The organism is Lysinibacillus sp. JNUCC 51 (assembly GCF_015999525.1).
In the GTDB taxonomy this organism is placed as follows: domain Bacteria; phylum Bacillota; class Bacilli; order Bacillales_A; family Planococcaceae; genus Lysinibacillus; species Lysinibacillus xylanilyticus.
This window is the reverse complement of record NZ_CP065545.1, coordinates 4,931,341-4,949,682: the sequence shown is the minus strand read 5'-3', so window position 1 is coordinate 4,949,682 and position 18,342 is coordinate 4,931,341. Positions and strand designations below refer to the sequence as shown.

13 protein-coding genes and 1 pseudogene are annotated in these 18,342 nt (G+C 33.1%); 5 read left to right on the top strand and 9 right to left on the bottom strand.

The genetic code is table 11. From position 1 onward, the window contains the following. Positions 1-15: 15 nt before the first annotated feature. The 4 genes from JNUCC51_RS23960 (at position 16) to JNUCC51_RS23945 (ending at position 4,047) form a co-directional block, all read left to right on the top strand. On the top strand, positions 16-1,644 hold the full coding sequence (locus JNUCC51_RS23960) for an amidohydrolase (protein WP_337992292.1): 1,629 nt from the start codon (positions 16-18) through the stop codon (positions 1,642-1,644). 335 nt (positions 1,645-1,979) lie between these two features. Beyond that, entirely contained in the window at positions 1,980-3,116 is a 1,137-nt protein-coding gene (locus JNUCC51_RS23955; protein WP_337990100.1) for an ankyrin repeat domain-containing protein, read from the top strand. Between the two features lie 27 nt (positions 3,117-3,143). Then, on the top strand, positions 3,144-3,506 hold the full coding sequence (locus JNUCC51_RS23950; RefSeq protein ID WP_337992291.1) for a GNAT family N-acetyltransferase: 363 nt from the start codon (positions 3,144-3,146) through the stop codon (positions 3,504-3,506). 13 nt (positions 3,507-3,519) lie between these two features. Next, a complete protein-coding gene (locus JNUCC51_RS23945; RefSeq protein WP_337990099.1) occupies positions 3,520-4,047 on the top strand; it encodes a GrpB family protein in 528 nt (175 codons plus the stop codon). A gap of 1,024 nt (positions 4,048-5,071) precedes the next feature. Here JNUCC51_RS23945 and JNUCC51_RS23940 read toward each other — a convergent pair. The 6 genes from JNUCC51_RS23940 to JNUCC51_RS23915 form a co-directional block, all read right to left on the bottom strand. Next, positions 5,072-6,922 carry an alpha/beta fold hydrolase gene (locus JNUCC51_RS23940; protein ID WP_337990098.1) on the bottom strand — a complete coding sequence of 617 codons (1,851 nt, stop codon included), beginning with the start codon at positions 6,920-6,922 and terminating at the stop codon, positions 5,072-5,074. 57 nt (positions 6,923-6,979) lie between these two features. Then, complete coding sequence (locus JNUCC51_RS23935) at positions 6,980-7,546, bottom strand: TetR/AcrR family transcriptional regulator (protein WP_337990097.1); 567 nt, start codon at positions 7,544-7,546, stop codon at positions 6,980-6,982. Between the two features lie 635 nt (positions 7,547-8,181). Then, positions 8,182-9,663, bottom strand: coding sequence for a sodium:solute symporter family protein (locus tag JNUCC51_RS23930; protein ID WP_337992290.1), 1,482 nt, complete (start codon positions 9,661-9,663; stop codon positions 8,182-8,184). A 7-nt stretch (positions 9,664-9,670) separates the two neighbouring features. Beyond that, positions 9,671-9,877, bottom strand: coding sequence for a DUF3311 domain-containing protein (locus tag JNUCC51_RS23925; protein WP_337990096.1), 207 nt, complete (start codon positions 9,875-9,877; stop codon positions 9,671-9,673). Positions 9,878-9,908: 31 nt separating this feature from the next. Further along, positions 9,909-11,198 carry an amidohydrolase gene (locus JNUCC51_RS23920; protein ID WP_337990095.1) on the bottom strand — a complete coding sequence of 430 codons (1,290 nt, stop codon included), beginning with the start codon at positions 11,196-11,198 and terminating at the stop codon, positions 9,909-9,911. A 4-nt stretch (positions 11,199-11,202) separates the two neighbouring features. Beyond that, entirely contained in the window at positions 11,203-12,417 is a 1,215-nt protein-coding gene (locus tag JNUCC51_RS23915) for a MalY/PatB family protein (protein WP_337990094.1), read from the bottom strand. Positions 12,418-12,633: 216 nt separating this feature from the next. Here JNUCC51_RS23915 and JNUCC51_RS23910 point away from each other — a divergent pair, with 216 nt between their 5' ends. Then, a complete protein-coding gene (locus JNUCC51_RS23910) occupies positions 12,634-13,113 on the top strand; it encodes a MarR family winged helix-turn-helix transcriptional regulator (protein ID WP_337990093.1) in 480 nt (159 codons plus the stop codon). Between the two features lie 187 nt (positions 13,114-13,300). Here the strand turns inward: JNUCC51_RS23910 and JNUCC51_RS23905 are convergent. The 3 genes and pseudogenes from JNUCC51_RS23905 to JNUCC51_RS23895 form a co-directional block, all read right to left on the bottom strand. Further along, positions 13,301-14,224: pseudogene (locus JNUCC51_RS23905) on the bottom strand (alpha/beta hydrolase fold domain-containing protein). A gap of 418 nt (positions 14,225-14,642) precedes the next feature. Further along, entirely contained in the window at positions 14,643-15,092 is a 450-nt protein-coding gene (locus JNUCC51_RS23900) for a GNAT family N-acetyltransferase (RefSeq protein WP_337990092.1), read from the bottom strand. Between the two features lie 924 nt (positions 15,093-16,016). Then, the gene (locus JNUCC51_RS23895) at positions 16,017-18,341 is read right to left on the bottom strand and encodes an ABC transporter permease (protein WP_337990091.1); all 2,325 of its coding nucleotides are present in this window, start codon (positions 18,339-18,341) and stop codon (positions 16,017-16,019) included. Between the last annotated feature and the right edge of the window lies 1 nt (position 18,342).

The window sequence follows — 18,342 nt, the reverse complement described above, 5'->3', positions numbered from 1 at the left end:
ATGGGAGTATCAAAAGTGGAAGCTGAAGTTGTATTTATTAATGGAGAAGTAATCACAGTAGATCAAAAGAATACAGTAACAGAGGCTGTAGCTGTTAAAGATAATCACATTATTTTTGTAGGTTTAAATAGTGAGGTTAATAGTTTTATAGGAGAAAAAACGAGTGTCATCGATTTGCAAGGAAAAACACTTCTTCCTGGATTTATAGATTCTCATATTCACTTAACGTATTATGGATTGAATCAATTGGCGATAAATTGTAAAGCTGAGCATATCGATTCCATTAAGGTTTTATTAGATGATTTGAAAAAGAAATCCTTAGAGACTCCTAAGGGTGAATGGATACGGGCTTTTGGATTCAATGAAACCGCTGTAAAGGAAATGAGGTATCCAACAATCGATGAACTGAATGCAGTTTCAGTAGAACATCCAATTATGATATCGCGTACTTGTAACCATATCAGTGTTTTAAATAGCAAAGCACTTGAACTAGCGCAAATAAACGAAAATACACCAGATCCTGACGGGGGAGTTATTGAAAGAGATCTTGAAGGGAAATTGACAGGAAAATTAATTGAAGCAGCAAATATGGAAATGAGCGATGTTGCAAGACATACAGAAGATGAACAAAGACAGGCTGTAAAAATTGCATCAGATCATTTCATTGCTTCGGGCTTAACAAGTGTACATGATGCTGGAGGACAAGGACCTGATAGTTTCCGCATACTGCAACAGGCTGTGAAAAGCAGGGATATTCGCGTCAGAGTATACGCAATGATATGTCAGATAAATAACTCCCAAGAATTTGTCCATAAAATGATGGAATCTGGTGTAGTAACTGGTACAGGAGATGAAAGATTTAAAGTAGGACCGGCAAAAATGTTTACAGATGGAAGTAGCACTGGGCCTACCATTGCGACCCGTAAGCCATACGACAGTGACCCAAACAATTATGGCATTCTATATCAAAGTGAGAAAGAAATTTACGAAGTTTTAGGAGAAGCACATAAAAAAGGATATCAACTCACTGTACATGCACAAGGTGATAAAGCCATTGAAATGTATTTAAATTGTGTGGAAAAGGCGATTGAGGAATCACCAAGAACAAACCATCGCCATCGAATTGAGCATGCGGGAATCTCATCGCCAGATTTACAAGAACGAATGAAAAAACTTGGAATTATACCGATTCCAAATCCTCCATTTCCGTATGAATTCGGAGAGATTTATGTAAGGCATTACGGTGATCGCGTTCAACATATGTACGCTGCCCGTGATTATATTGATCAGGGGATCATAGCAGCAGCTGGATCAGATGCGCCAGTTACTGATATTAACCCTTTATTAGGAATTCATGTTGCTGTTAATAGAAAAAGCCAGTCGGGTATGGATATTGGTTCCAGTCAATGCATAAGTGTTATGGAGGCTATAAAACTATATACTTGGAATGGTGCTTATGCGAGTTTTGAAGAAGATATAAAAGGGAGCATCGAGGTTGGTAAGTTAGCCGATTTAGTAGTCCTTAATGACAGCATTTTAAAAGTCAGCCCAGACCAAATTAAAGATTTAAAAGTAGAAAAAACTATGATCGATGGTGAAATTATCTATTCTAAAGAAAATTTTGTGGAACTAAATCGAGTATAGATTATTTGCTGAATACTCCTATACGCCAGTTTGTATGTATAAAAATCAAGTGATTTGTACCTATTAAATTATCACGGTGAACCTTACTATGAACGAATCCCCGAATAGTGGACCTAATCGGGGATTTTTGTGTTATTAAAAGGCAAAATCCCATTATACTTTCATTTGAGAATTTATTTTCCCAAAACGGTTGCATAAGTATAACCTCTTTTCATAATTAACTGTAACTCTCTTAGCAAAGAAATTATAACATGGTAAAATATAGATTGGTATATATATGGTAAATGAAGTGATTAACTATATTCAAAAATCTAATATAAGGAGCGAAAATACATATGGTGAGGAAGAGAAAAACGTTACCGAAAAATTTTAATGAACTAATTGAAGCAGGTGATATTGCGGCATTACAGGAGGTATTTACAAAGTGCGAGCTAGATGCATATGGTGGTTATAGTAAAACAACAGCCTTAAGCTTTTTCAATGTACCGGAAGAATTGGTTCGCTGGCTCGTGGAACAGGGGGCAAATATAAATGCGAGAGACAATTACAAAAGGTCGGCTTTACATAATCAGGCAATAAGTTGGCAGGGGAATATTGAATTGCTTCTTGAGTTAGGTGCAGATATAGAAGCCTTGGATTATCAAAACGAAACACCTTTATTTGCTGCGGCTACTTTTTTTAAACCAAATGCGGTGCGCACATTGGTTTCTAAAAGCGCAAATATTAGCGCGGTAAATATGATGAATGAGACGCCTTTGGACAAAGCTTTAGCAGTTTGTAGAAATATAAATATTGTTGATCTAGTGGAAGTTTCTGAGATTTTCCTGAGCGCTGGTATAGCTGTAACACCGAAAATGAAAAATTCTATTAAGCGAATTGGAAAAGACTTTGAATTTCACAGAGAAGGTTTTAATAAAGAATATTTGAACGAAACGGATGAGGCACTTTCCCGTCTTTATGAGCTATTTGATGTTCCACCAGTAGAGAAGCGAAAAACGCATGATGGTATGTCTCCAATAACAGTATGTACTAAGGGCTGGCAGGCGCAACATAATGAACTTTGGGATTTACTAATTCCTTCGCAAGGATATGCGCAAACTGTACAAGGAGAGGTTATTCGTATTACTGGTAAAGTCTCATACGAAATTTTAGATAACGGCGGCATTAACTGGGATAATGATTTTCGTAAAATGCTCAAAAGTTTGAACCATTACTTTAGCTTAGGTACGCCATTACATCCCGGTGCACTTCAGGAGTCTATCACTTTAGCGAAAGAACTTGACAATGGTGATGGAGATGAGGAACCTGCGAGACTATGCGAGTTGGCAGTGCAATGGGTACTTAGCAATCCGAATCCGATTATTTTAGAAAGCCCGAATATAAGCGCTAACATATTTAACGAATCCAATAAACATTTTTATAAACAATACTATCCCTTTGCTAAGCACTTAACGGCTAAGAAAAGGGGATAGTATGCCGTATTTGAAAGCAATGCTGCAATAATTATCAAATCTTTTAAAGAAAAATTCCTTGCTAAAAGTGAATTTAGATTTTTTTTACGTTTAAAGTTATCAGGAATGTTTATTGGTTCTGTAACATTAAGGAACATTGATTGGGAAGGAAAGACCGCTGAGATAGGATATTGGTTAGATGTTGATTATCTAAATAAAGGTTATATGTATGAAGCAACTAATTTTTTGTTAGACTATGCACAAATAAAATTAGGATTATTAACTGTTAATGCAATTACTTATGTAGATAATGAATCTTCAATAAAATTATTAAAGAAGTTAGGATTTGAATTTGAACAAAATATAAAAGACTATCCAAAAGAAATTTCTATTTATTCTAAACATTTATAAGGGAGTGAATTTTATGGAACTAGGGTTAGAAAGAAATAAAGTAAAATTGGTACCTTACGACAAAGATTGGAAAAAGGAATTTGAAAAAATAAAAGAAATAATTCATAATTCGACTGGTATTGAAAATGATAAGATCGAACATATTGGAAGCACTGCTATAAAAAATATAATGGCAAAACCATTAATAGATATATTGGTAGGTGTAGAGAACATTAGTTGCATTGAACCTGATTTGATAAAGAAATTAAAACAAATAGGTTTTTATAAATTAAAAGTGGAAAGGCAAAATGAAATTGTATTTGCTAAATTTACAGATGATACATTTAATAAAAAAACACACTTCATTCATCTAGTCAATTACGATGGGGAAATATGGAGAAATTTGATCTTTTTTAGAGATTATTTAAATTATGACGAGTCTTCGAGAGAAGCTTATGAGAATATTAAAAAGAAATTTGTTGAAATTCAGTCAGTAGGGATTGAAGAATATACTGATTCAAAAGAAGAATTTGTAAAGTATATATTCTCCAAAAGAACATAATAAGAATTAAACAAATCAAAACTATTATTTTTTGCATGTAAAAAGTACATCTTATATCAAATTTGTAAAAATTAAGAATGAAAAATTCCAAAATAATTCAATGCACCCTTATAAATAATTCAAGGTAAAAAGACTTTACACTCTATATAAAATAAATAGCCTAATAAGAGGTTGTGTTTTCAATAGTAGAGGGAAGATTATAATTACTAAAAGCTTCATAAATAAAAGCATGCTGTATCAGGCATGCTTTTTTGATTTTCAAAAATGTATGTTCTCATAAGTTATATAGACATTTAGATCAGTATATTTTATCTTTTTAACCAATCGAACAATGAATATATACATTTTTTATTCACTTTATAATAGTATAAATTACCGCAAAATAGAGTGGAATTTATACTATTATAAAAATATCGAAATGAATAAGTGTGTAATCTTTGTGTCCGAATATTTTCGAATTTAACAATAAATTAAGGATGAGCGTACTTTGTGTCCCGAAATGAGACATCTTTGTGTCCTTGTACATATGGGTAGTTGACGTATCCAAGCCCTCCTCCACGCAAAATAATTTTAGTTTACATAATATAAATTATAGGAAGTTACGTATCAGTGAAAAGTATACTAATAATAGTGAGACAAAACTTCTTTAATTGACCATAATTTAGACTTCGATAAATAAATCGTCATTCTTAAGTCTTAAGTATTCTTAAGTTCAATTAAAAAGAATCCATTTTCAAAGCTAGGCTTGATTAAAATGGATTCTTCTCAAGCAAATTCACATCTACTTGTTAAACATGCGATTACAATTTCAACGAGTAAATCTTTTATAAGAGTTTCAGCCATTGATCTGGCCCAATTCGCATTTTACTACCTCAGGATACTGATATGTACGCTGTAATTGATTAGCTTTTAGATTCTTAAGTAAATATATCCAGCGTTCATGTAGACACTTTTTTTCAAACAGTACGACTTTATTTCAAAGACACAACGATCTTACTACACGCTTTTTATTTATCCCACAATCTCATCTGCTACTATTTTTTATTACCAAATTAGCCGTTTCACTCGGATGGTTAAGAGGAAAATGATGACCATATGGAACAAAATCAACCTTACCAAGATGCGAAGGAGCAGAATAACCTCTGTCATAATCCCCCCAAATAATGTGAAGATTATACTTTGTTACTTCATTGAAATTACCTTGAACGTTTTTCAATAGTAAACTGTTAAGCTGAACCGTAGTATTTAAAATTCTAGGAGAAGTAAAACTGTTACTTATTTTTTCAATATAATGTTCAGGGATGCTCTCCGTACTTTCAAATAAACCATTACTTAATAAATAACGCTCTATCAAATTAGTAGTTGCCAATTTCAATGTCCATTTGTTTATAAATTGAGGAACATTTATCGATTTAGCATTTTTTTTAGCAACAGGTGGCTGAAGTAAAGTAATTGTATACTTCTTATCTATGTGCTTTTGTACTAATGCTTCCAAAAGAATATACGCACCAAATGAATGGCCAATTAGATGAGCACCGTTAGTAGCTTTCTCCAATAACTTTTTCACTACATTTAAATAGATATTTAAAAGATTTTTCTCTCGTTTAAAAGGAGAACGTCCCAAACCTGGAAGGTCCATAATCCATACAGGTCGACCCGTTTTTTCATGAAGCTCTTTCCCTAAAGGAAATAAATCCTCTCCATCACTTAATAAACCATGTAATAAAATAAACGGTTTACCCTCTCCTTGTGATTGGTAAATGGTAGTATTATTACATAATGTTCGTTTAAATAAATGACTGTACGGGCCATTTTGATACATCATGCGATAATCCAGATCAGCTATTACGGCTGGTAAAAATTTCATTACATTTGTCTCCTTAAACCAATCTTCTCCCATAATTTTTTTCGCTGAACCATTTGAAAATGTTCGATTTGTAATAAAGTTCAGCCCATCAGTAGGAATTTGGGTTATTTTGCTTACGCCACTATTCATAAGTGCTTTCATAAATGGCAATGGGGCAGAAATTTTAGGTGCAGTCATATTCATACTTTCTGACATAGCATCTAATAATTCTGAAATATTCTGATCATGTTGTTTATCTTCAACAAGTGTATATGTTTGTATAGCTGGTTGCTCCAATCTGAAAACCTGCACAATAAACTTTGCTAGTTCATCGTTTGCAATAAGTGGTAATCTATATTCCTTCCCTCCGGGAATCACTGGCATGAGCCCTTTTCGCATACTCATCACAAGCAAACCTAAGCCTCCTGTTTGCTCCGTACTCCCTGTTTTACTACTACCAACTACAGTTGGTGGATTAATTACTGAGAGCGGATAACCTACTGTTGATGCCTGCTGACGGATATAAAGATCTGCTAAAAACTTTGTTCTTTCATATGGATTTTTTATTTTCAAAAAATTGTTTCCTTCTTTAAACACATCTATCGCAATCTTGCTATTTTCATCATCAAAGGGACTCATATAGCCTACAACATGAATAAATTGTTGCAATCCCTTCAATTGATGAATATTTTTTGCGAATTCACTAATATGTTGGGCACCATTCAAAAATACGGAAGCTGCCTCTTTGCTTGTCGCTTGAATATCCATGGGGCCTCCTGCGTGAATAATCACATCCGTTTTCAATACCAACTCCTTATCTTCAGCACTTAGACCTAAGTCTATTTTCGTCAAATCACCTTCAATAAAGTGCATAACTGCCTCTTTTAAGATGCCTCTTTCTTGATAAATGCGTGTTGCTTTATTTTTCGATCTCACTAATAGAAGAATTGTAACATGCTCTTTGGCTAATTCCTTCACTAATTCCTTTCCAATAAAACCTGTTCCACCAGTTAAAAATACTGTTCTCATATAAATCCTCCTTTTAGTACTATTCAGTACTAATTTGATGTAAAAAAAATGCTTCTTTTATCGAAGCAAGTTAAAAAAATGATCTGCTGTTTTCATGATTACAGTTGCATCCTCCAGTGTTTCTGAAATAAATAGCGCTCCTTCTAGATTTGTAATAAAAAGAGATGCAACCTCGTCAATATTAATTGTCTTTCTAAATTCACCATTCTCTACCCCTTGTTTAAGTAATAGAGAAACTTTCGTTTGTAATCCTACAAAAAAAAGACCTATTTTTTCTTTTACTTTTGTGGCATTTGTAGGGCTTTGAATATAAAGCGTAATAAATGGACAGCTCCCCTTATATTCTCTCGTCTGAACTCCTTGTGATAATTGCTTTAAAAACAGTTGGATACGATCTTCAACTAATAATTGGTTTTGAGATAGTAAGCCATCAATTGCAGATTGATACATTTCAATCCAATAATCAACGACCCCTTCCAACAATTCTTCCTTATTAGAGAAGTGATAATACACATTAGACTTTGAAACTTTGCTTACACGAACTAATTCATCCATGCTTGTATAAGCAAACCCTTTTTCTAAAAATAATGTTGCAGCTACTTCAATAACACGTTTTTGATTCATTAATTTTACCTTTGTCATAATTAGTACTGTACAGTACTATAATAGGTATTGCAAGTATTTTTGTTAGTTTTAAAAAAAATTGGTCAAAAAAGCTATACTTTAATTGATTTTACTGCTAAAAATTAATCTCATTTTGAACAAAGTTGAACTGAACCCCAAAACTGTTTTGGATGGCTTGCAATTTTTCACTTGTGTTTTAACGCTAGGTTCATAATCCTTTTATATAAGCATTTATAAGACATTGATTATGTCCAAAACTAATTGGCTTTTTACAGCTTTAAATGACCATAATTTAGGGTTCGATGACTTCGTTCACTACTTAAATAAATTGTCACCCTTATAGTTCAATTAAAAATAATCCATTTTCAAATCTAAACTTGATTCTCAAGCAAATTCACATCTACTTGTTATAGATGCGATTACAATTTCAACGAGTAAATCTTTTGTAAGACACCTCGTTTCAGCCATTGATCCGGCCAGCTGCGGGGATTCTTTCTTCTTAACTTAATTGGTTTATATCCCAATGTCATCCTCAACGACTCAAAAGCAATTTGACCTAAACTCCTTAAGAGTATGTCCAATTGCTTTTGACACTTTTTAAAAATATAATCGCTAAAAATATTATACAACCGTTATTATTGAAGGTTTTCAACTGTTTTCTCATTTGTAGTTTCATCATTTTTACAAGTTACTTTCCTTGTAAACACACTAACAATTAAACTTACTAAAATATTTACACTTAATGCTAGGAAACCAATGTTGATATCTTGTATGTAAGATGGCCAGCTTGGAAACAGCTTACTTAGATGAGCACCAGTAGCTGCTTGCCAACCTACAATCGTGACACCCACAATAATCCCAGCAAAAACACCTTGTACAGTTAATGGATTTTTCTTCAAAAGACTACATACAACCGCTGGTACAAATTGAGTAACTAATCCGTACCCCATTAAGAATAATAACGTAATTGCTCCACCACCACTAAAAGTAAAGTAAAGTGCAACGAGTGCAATCACTGGAACTGAATAGCGAGCAATGATACCAATTTGTTGATCAGTAGTTTGAGGTCGAATAGGTTTTACAACATTTTTTGCAAGTAAAGTAGCTGCAGACATCAAAATCAATGAACCAGGTACAATTGCGGTTAATAACCCTGCTGCTCCAATAAAGCCAACGATGACTGGATTAAATGTTTGCGTCGAGATTTTAAATAATGCTAAATCCACAGCTCCTCCTTCTAACTCACGAACTTGTAAAATTGCTGCTGCTCCAACAAATATGATAAATAATAAAAATAATGCATATATAGGAAGCATAATCGCATTTTTTCTTAGTGCATTTCCACTTTTCGCTGAAAAAGTAGCAACAAATGTATGCGGCCACATATAAAACCCTAACGATGTTAACATTATCGTTGAGATATACCATGAGGCACTAAATCCTGTGTCTGGAAGCGTTAAAAATCCTGGTTTAACAGCTTCAATTGCTTCCCACATTGGTTCAATCCCACCATAATAATGTATAGGTAAGTAGATACCAAGGAATAACACAACACCAAGAATAAGAAAATCTTTAATAACAGCTGTCCAAGCAGAACCATGAATGCCTGAAACCATAACATAAGCAATCATAGCAATTGTACCAATCCAAATTGTTATTTTCGGATCAATCGTTCCATAGGAAGCTTCAGAAACTATAATGCCAAGTCCTTTTAATTGAATGACTAAATAAGGGATTAAAGCTGCTAACCCTACAATTGCTACAAGTGTGCCGAGAATTTTACTATTATATGCTTTTTCAAAAAAGTCCGATTGTGATAATAAACTATGTTTCTTTCCATAAGCCCATATTTTAGGTGTTAACCAGTAAGCAATTACATAGTTCAGCATTGCGATATTGTAAAATGCTACGCCACCTTTTCCATACATCCAACCACTTACCCCTAAAAATGCATTAGTTGTATAAATTTCACCGGCCATTAATAAGAAAATGAAGATAGATCCAAATCCACGGCCTCCAACACTCCATTGTTCAAGGCTCATATCTTTACCTCTACTTGCAGTAATACCTAAAAATAAAGCAATCACTAAGAAAATTGCAATGATTCCAACTGAAATGATCATATTATTCCACCTCCTCTTCTGTATCAGGATTTATACGATGAACTATAATCATTAAACCAGTTCCTAAAAAGATCCATAAAACCATCCAAAATAATAAAAACGGGAGACCCAAAATATATGGTTCGGCACTTTTAATAAAAGGAACTCCTAAAGGCATTCCAAAATATGCAATGAACGTGAGTAAGTAACAGACCTTTTTTTGTGTCATTTTTCCTATCTCCTTTGTATTCAATGAAATTTTACTCATTTATTAATTGTTGGAATCCGTTATCAATAAATAGACTATTTATATCTCTTTTATCAGGAGTAAAATTAACTTGTTTTTCACTATCTAGAAAATCAATTGTGTATTGTATAGTAGCCGCCACACCTAGTTTTAAAGCATCTTCATCTAGGTCAAAGTAAACATTATGATGTTCTGCCCCAATCCCTTCTTCGAGGTTTTGTATGCCCACGAATGCAAACACACCTGGGAAGTATTTTTCATAAAACGCAAATGATTCTGATGCCATCCATGCAGGGATTGAATGTAATGCATCTGTACCAATTGAATTTTTCACTGCATTAATCGCAATTTGTGCACAATCATTTTGGTTGTAGACAATTAAATCCGATTCTTTAGGCTCTGAAATAAATTCATAGGTGCAATTATGCAGGTCACAGACTTTTTCTAGAATTCTCTTAAATTCTTTTGCAGCATGGGCACCTTGGTTAAAATCTAAATATCTAGCTGTTCCTGAGAACTGTAAACTTTCAGGAATAATATTTGCTGCTGAACCTGAATTAATCGTTCCAATTGAATAGGTAATTGTATTAAAAGGATCTAGATTATTTAATCTCATCGCTCTTAAATTGTTATAAAAATCGGTAAAACAATCTAATGGAGCAACTGACAAATCTGGTCTAGAACCATGTCCACTTTGTCCTTTTATTAAGACATCAAAAACAAAAGAAGCTGCCATCCTTGGGCCTGGTTCAACAGATATTTTCCCAGTCGGTAGATCAGATTTTAAATGGATACCCCAAATTCCGTCTCCTCCAATTTCGTGTAATCGTTTACAGAGATTGTAAATTCCTCCACCCATTTCTTCCCCTTGTTCAAAAGCGAGAAGCACTCTCCCTTTAATATTGTTTTGGTGTTGAGTTAAGATTTTCGCTACACCCAAAAGCATCGCTGTATGTCCATCATGCCCACAAGTATGAGCTGCTTGGTCAGACTCTGAAAATACTACTTTTTTCTTTTTTAAATTATTTTTCTCTTCCTTCATCGGAAGTGCATCTAAATCTGCCCTAAGAATTAAAGTTTTTCCCGGTTTTTCACCTTGAATATAACCAATAATTCCTCCATTAGGGACCATTTCGTAATGAATGCCTAATTTAGTTAACTCCTCTGTAACCACTCTCATTGTTCTTACTTCTTGTAATCCGATTTCAGGATGTCTATGAAGATCTCTTCTTATCTCAATTACATAATCTTCTATTTCTATTGCAGCTTTTAATGCATTAATCTCATATTCGATTGTTTTCATTATCTTACACCTCTTCCAATTGATTTTTAGATTCGATTTCTTGAAATTCTATAGCGATTCTTTCAAGTGCTTCTTTTATAAGTGGTCTTGGTGAAGGGATACAGATTCTTTGGAAGTCTTCACCTTCTATTCCAAACAAATGACCATCCTCAAGTAACACATTGGCTTTGTTATAGATACGATCATGAACATCTTGAGCCGGAATACCATATCCACTAAAGTCCATCCACATAACGTATGTTCCTTCAGGAATCCTAACTTTAACTGTAGGCATTTTTTCAGCTAAGTAATTTTTCACATACTCCATTGTGTCGTCCATATATTCTGTTAGTTGCTCTAACCACTCTTCTCCTTCGTTGTAAACAGCTATCAGGGCAGAAATTGTAAACGGTGATGGTAACTGCATCCCCATTGTGTCACTAAATTTTTTTCTAATTTCTGGGTTTGAAATAATAACATTTGTACAGTGCAGACCTGCAACATTAAAAGTTTTGTTGATCGCTGTGCACGTTATAATATGGTCGGTACTTTTTGAAACTTTTGCGATTGGTATGAATTTTTGGTTTCTTCTAATGAGATCTCCATGAATCTCATCAGCTATAATAATCACATTATTTTCCTCGCATATATCTGAAAGCCTTTTTAATTCTTCGCACGTTAAAATCCTTCCGGTCGGATTGTGTGGGTTGCAGAGAATGAACATTGTTGTATTTTCTTCTTTTGCTCTCGCTTCAAAATCCTCAAAATCAATTGAATAGTAACCTTCAGCATCAAATTTCAACGCGTTATTTCGAACAACTCTCCCGTTACCTTCTATCGCAGCTGTGAACGGCGGATAAACTGGACGTTGAATAATGATACCTTCATCAGGTTTAGTTAAAGCTTTTATAGCTGTATTCAAGGCATGTACTGTTCCAGGGCTATATACAATCTCTTCTCTTTTGATTGTCCAATCATGTCTCTTTTTGAACCAATGTTGAATTGAATCAAAGTACTCATCTGGAAAAACAGAATATCCAAAAATACGATGATCAACTGTTTTATGTAGTGCATCTATCAATGGTTGTGGTGCGGGTAAATCCATATCTGCTGTAAATAGTGGAATGGTCTCACAGTCATATCTTTCTGTATAACCCATTGTTTTGATTAAATCTTCACCATCCCACTTTAAGGAATAAGTATTTCTGCGATCAACTGCTTCATCAAAATTATATTTCAATGTTACTCCCCCTTTTGTTGTACAAACATTCTACTTAATCGCATTTTTCGACACGTTTAGATTATTTTTTTCTCAGTTTAACACCTTAACTGTAAAAACGTCAATATAGATTTCAGAATATTTCTAAAATTAATTAGATTCAAAATGGAAGTTAAATATAGATTTCCTATATGTTAAAATTAAATTGGCTACCAATTATGGGGAGGAGGATTCATTGTGGATAAAGAGAAGATTTTTTATGAGCTAATGGAAACGATTTATGAGACATCTAGACTTATTAGTTCATACGAAAATATTCCAAGAAAATATGGAACAGAAGATGAATTGTATATGATAGAAGTTCATACACTCAACTTAATTGGAGAACAAGTAAAAACTACTACTTCTGAACTTGCAAAAATTAAAAATTGTACAAAAAGTGCTGTTTCTCAAATGGTTGATAAACTAATTAAAAAGGATTTAGTAATTAAATATAGGAATCTGGACAATTATCGAGAATTTCATATTGAATTAACACCAAAAGGCAAAATAGTTTATGAATATCATAAAAATCTAGATCTTGAGGAATATCAGAGTCATTTGAAGAACCTCGAGCAATTTACAGCAGAGGATTTTCAAAAGTATATTACAGTCTTAAACTTAATTAATCAAAGGACACAAAGCGTGCTTAATGACAAGAAATCAAAGGCGTATTAATTTTTTTGATTCTCTATACTATTTGATAATAAAAGGAGTGTTTCAAAGTCTAAATTGAACTTTGAAACACTCCTTTTTTACGATATAAATTGCTGTCATTTTTGCTGAAATCTCTAGCGCTTGTTTTAAACGAAGAATTCCTTTCTGGTGGCCGCTTCTGGTACAGTTAACGCCCTATTTCTTTCAATTAACTAATTATATTTATAATTTTCTGTTGCGCATCTTCCGCTTCAGGAAATGGCATAACAACAAACACATGATTCATTTTAGGATAAACAAAGGTTTTGATTTCAATTTCTTGTTCCGTTAGTTGTTCATCAAGTTTTATTGCATCTGGATACAAACATTCATGTGTTCCAATAAAATGAGTAATCTTCCCAAGTCCTTTAAAATCACCGTACATTGGACTAATCAATGAGTCTTTTAAATCTTTATCAGCTGCCCAAATCTTTGTAATGACTTCCATTCCTTAACTAGCTAACATCGGATCATTTTCTTCATATTCAGATATAAGAGGATTTTCAAAACTCATATCAACACATGCTGACAATAAAATAATATCTTTCGGTTGAGGTAAATGGTTCATTTTTAAAAGATGAGCCAGGCCAAGTGATATATTTCCGCCTGCTGAATCTCCCATAATCGTTAATTGATTCGAATTTTCAACAGTTGCAAGCATTTCTTTATATAGATTTAGAATTTTTGGATAGGTATCTTTATAGTTAAAATGAGGCACTTTAGGATAAATGGGAGCAATTATTTTTGCATTCAAAGATTGCGCCATTTTATCAAGGAACCACCAATGAAAATTTAAAGGTTGATTCGACCAAGCACCACCATGTAAATATAAAATAACTTTTTGCTTCAAAGACTCTTGATCATTTAATGTGAAAACCTGCATATCCTCGAATGCCCGCTCCTTGACATCGCTTAAAAATTGAACATCATCCCCAATTACATAAGGTTTACTATTTTCAGTTCCCCTTAGCTCCAAAAACTGTTTGGTGTTTTCAATACTAGTAAATCTCTCCTTATTACTTTCGTAAGTTAACAATTTTTCAAATTGAATACTTTCATCAGAACGTTCTCCGTTATAATTTTCTATACTCATTTTTTATTTTCTCTCCTTTAAACATTTTTATTGTTCATCTTGTTGATTCATAACACGGTATGATTTGAAATAGCTATTTATCTCATTATCAAAAGTCTTTAACAAGTTGGATAGATTTTCTTAATTTAACAAAGGCGTTTAATATCTATACCATCGTTTGCAGTTTAAAGATTTAACTATGCTTTAAGGTTTAAATAAATTATTTTAATTTCCCTTTTAAACTATTTAACAAATGTACCCCCTGAATTTTTCCATTCAACACTTGAAAGGCTTGTTTCTTTTTTTAGGCTGTTTTCTAAAAAATTGTTGCTGTGATTACGTAAAAACAGAGTCAAACTACAAAATGTGTAGAATCAACTCTGTTTTTATGTTTGATATTTCGTAAATCGATTAATTAACAAAAGCCCCTTATAATCATTTATTTGGATTTCCATTCATATTGAATATCAGCTAAATTTTCTTCATTTTCATGTCCTCTACCTATGATTTCAAATCCTTGCTTTTCATAAAATCGTTGTGCATTTTCATTTACTTCAAATGTGTATAATGTTAATCTCCCACTTGATTGTGCTTTTACTTTATCTAGTAATGTGTGACCTATACCGAGTCCTTGATAATCTATATGAATATATAGTTGGCTTATTTCCCTTTCATTATAGGCAATCATTCCAACTACTTTTTCATCAATTAACGCTAAATCTATTTGAAACTGTTCAGTTAATATATGATTTAAAAAATAAACGTGACTTTCAAAGCTATGAATTTCTTTCTGACCAATAGCTTGTTCCTTACTATCTCGCCACATTTCCACTGTTTGTTCAGCGTATTTGGGGCTATACTCAGTAATTATCATTTTATGTTTGTTCACTACAATACCTCCTCAAATTTTGGATACTGCTTTATATAATGTTTTCCTGATTTGAATTTAATGAATACTACCTGTTGCAGGTATATAAGCATTTATAAAACCATTTGTTAGTTTCTTTCACTTACCTGTCTCGTAAGTTAAATAGCAACAATCCTATTAGAAAACAGCCTTCTTTTATTTGTAGTTGTTCTCTCTCTTAATGTTACTGTATGAAACTTACTAGCTTAGTTCCCTCTTTAGCTCGATTCCGCTCAAACAAGAACATATGTTCACTACCCGTAAAATGGGCATTTTTCTTAAAAATTTTAAAAAAGGCAGCGAGTTTTACATTTACGGTAAGATAACTTTCCGTGTTGAAAGTATAGTGAACACTCACCCAATCATACCAAGACTTCAATGAGATTCATATTCCTCAGGCTTGTACTTTGCCTTCAGCTTAATTCTGATTCCACGTCACCACAGACCCATTGCTACCGATTTTCATACCAGCATTGTTAAGCGCTGTGGATCGTTTTCGTCGAATAGGAGTAAAAAACGTGGATAAGTAAGTTAAGTAGATAAAACTGAAGAAATATAAATATTAGATAAGCGCAAGAAATCAACGTTTCTAAAATTGATTTCTTGCGCTTTTTAAGGTTTTGTCCCGTTATGTCTATGCCTCTTTATTTTGTTAATGCTGAACGGTCTTTATCAATCACCGCTTCAATAGCCTGTAATTAACCAGTCTTCATGGTATACGTGTATATCGCCCCCACCATATGAAATAACAATCGTATCATCGATTAAAGGCTTTCGTTCATTCCATGAATCAATTGTGGTTCTGATGAAGGTACAACTTGTAAGTATTAACACCTGGCATCTTCTAACATCGTGATGCCTTTTCTTTTAAACATGTCACTTCTTCTTCTGTTTTCCCCTTCAAATCTACTCCACACTTTTTAACGATTCAATCATATTTATTTTGGTAACTTTTCTTCTAAGAAGTAAGTTAGAGATAATAGTCAGTAAGAACGAAAGTATTATAGAAACTACTATGATTAAAAGATTTAATTTATTTGGGATTTGTTGATGGGTACTTGATAGAGCCTTTACTATAATTTTATAGACATAGCCACTGATCGGTAAAGCAACAATTACTGCAAATGTCGTTAGGATGATGTTTTCTAAAAATATTAGTCTATTTATTTTATTTTTTTGATAGCCTAGAACTTTAAGTGTTGCAAGCTCACGATTCCTTTCATATATGTTGATGGAAGATATCGTATAGATGGCGCCAAAGGAAAGTATGATGGCGCTTGTAATAAACATGATAAATACAAAACTGTTTTGCTTCACAATATATTGAGCCGATTTTTTTAAATCATTCTTATCTGCAATTGAATCTACACGGCGATCTTGTTCAAAAAACTTACGAGCGCTCATTACATCTGTAGAGTTATATGCTTCAACTAAAAGTGAGGTAGGATTGTAGTCTATGTTAAAGCTCTTTAAATACTCTGGTGTAATATAGAATGATGGATTCGAATACTGTGTAGATATATTTAATACCTTCATATCTACTGAAGTATTTTTAAGCTCTGGCGCTGTGAACTTTATGTTGATAGTATCTCCTTGAGAAATATGATATTTGTCAGCGTAAGATTTGGGTACAAGCACACCGTTATTATTTAAAGATATCCTATCTTCATTTTCGTCAAAGAAATGAATGAGATTGTTTTCTTTTTCTGTAACAACTAAATTGGCGCTTTCTTTTTCATTATCTTTTATGAATTCAATAGGAAAAGTGGATAACAAATAACTATTATTAATTTCAGAAGGTAGTTTTACCCCATTAGAATTTGTGCCCATTTTGTAATCTACTCTTAGATCATAGGTATAAACATCTTCAATTTGATCTGCTACTTTTAGCAAGGATGCTTCGGTACCGAAAGCAGTAATCAATAATACGGTACTTACTACAACACCAATCGAACTTGCTAAGGCTTTTCGTTTATTTAAAAATATATTTCTCAAAATGAGTTTATAACTGTAGGAAATACGACTCCATAGACCTGGAATTCTTTCTATCAGTAGCTTTTTCATCTTCTTTGGCGGTTTAGGACGCATAGCCTGAGCTGCATGTTCCTTTAATATAGTTCTACCACTTAAGTAACATGCGAGTACCCCAAAAGCACTGGAGAAAATAATCGGTGGAATGATTGAAAATATAGAGAGTGAGAATTTAATATCAGGCAACGAGTAGGCTCTTGCACACGACATAGTTACTAAAGGAATAAATACTAAAGCGGCAATTATACAGCCTATGATTGAGCCTAGTATACCTGCCAGTACAGGGTAACCCATATAGTGAAGCATGATGTTGCTGTTTTTTACTCCTAAAGCCTTCATAATACCAACTTGATTGCGTTGAGAATCGATAGTTCTCGACATGGCGAGAAATAGAATAATCGCTTCAATCAAAAAAAGTACTATAGGTATAACCTTACTCATTAAGTTATTATTATTAATCGTTTGATTGATTTTAGAATAATTGAAAGTCCGTTCTTTACTTACTTGATCTAAATAACTAAGCTGCTTGGACTGTTCTTCAATTGATTTGCCTAATTTTTCAATATCGTAACCTTCTTTAGCATCAATGATGATTTCATTATAGTAAAAACCTTTTATGATTTCAGGTATTGTCTCTTCAGCAATATAAGCTACTCCGTACGTTTTATGGTCTTGAATTTCGTTCTTTTTTGCATATTCGACATTTTCACCTAAACCACTAATTGTAAAGTTAAAACTGCTTTCATTCGCATTTATCGTGATTTGTTCGCCGACACGATAATGATGTTCTTTTGCATAATGAGAATCTAATAAAATCTCATCCTTTTTTGATGGTATATTTCCTTCAGTTAAAGTAGGCGTATTTATTTCATTGTTTTCAGGGATCGAATGAATTTTTAATGAAGTCTTGTAATCTTCAAAGGTTTGCGTACCTTCAAAGGTATAACGTCCTTCGATTTTATTGATACCTTCAATTTTACTTAACCGAATCACATCATTTTTAGAAAGATGACTAAAATACACATTTAAATCGCTTAAATTATGTTTTTGAAAGTAATCTTTTGTATAAGCACTAAGGTTATTGCTGTAGGTTACTAATCCAGCGTAGAAAAAAGCACCTACTGCGACCACTAACAATATGGCCATAAATTGCCCCATAGACTGTTTTGTGTCCCTCAATAACTTTAAAAACAATTTCATG

What these genes read in the sequence shown, in the direction of transcription:
- JNUCC51_RS23935 (WP_337990097.1), bottom strand. Translation starts at nt 7,546, where the DNA reads ATGAATCAAAAACGTGTTATTGAAGTAGCTGCAACATTATTTTTAGAA.
- JNUCC51_RS23895 (WP_337990091.1), bottom strand. Translation starts at nt 18,341, where the DNA reads ATGAAATTGTTTTTAAAGTTATTGAGGGACACAAAACAGTCTATGGGG.
- JNUCC51_RS23945 (WP_337990099.1), top strand. Translation starts at nt 3,520, where the DNA reads ATGGAACTAGGGTTAGAAAGAAATAAAGTAAAATTGGTACCTTACGAC.
- JNUCC51_RS23920 (WP_337990095.1), bottom strand. Translation starts at nt 11,198, where the DNA reads ATGAAAACAATCGAATATGAGATTAATGCATTAAAAGCTGCAATAGAA.
- JNUCC51_RS23955 (WP_337990100.1), top strand. Translation starts at nt 1,980, where the DNA reads ATGGTGAGGAAGAGAAAAACGTTACCGAAAAATTTTAATGAACTAATT.
- JNUCC51_RS23925 (WP_337990096.1), bottom strand. Translation starts at nt 9,877, where the DNA reads ATGACACAAAAAAAGGTCTGTTACTTACTCACGTTCATTGCATATTTT.
- JNUCC51_RS23940 (WP_337990098.1), bottom strand. Translation starts at nt 6,922, where the DNA reads ATGAGAACAGTATTTTTAACTGGTGGAACAGGTTTTATTGGAAAGGAA.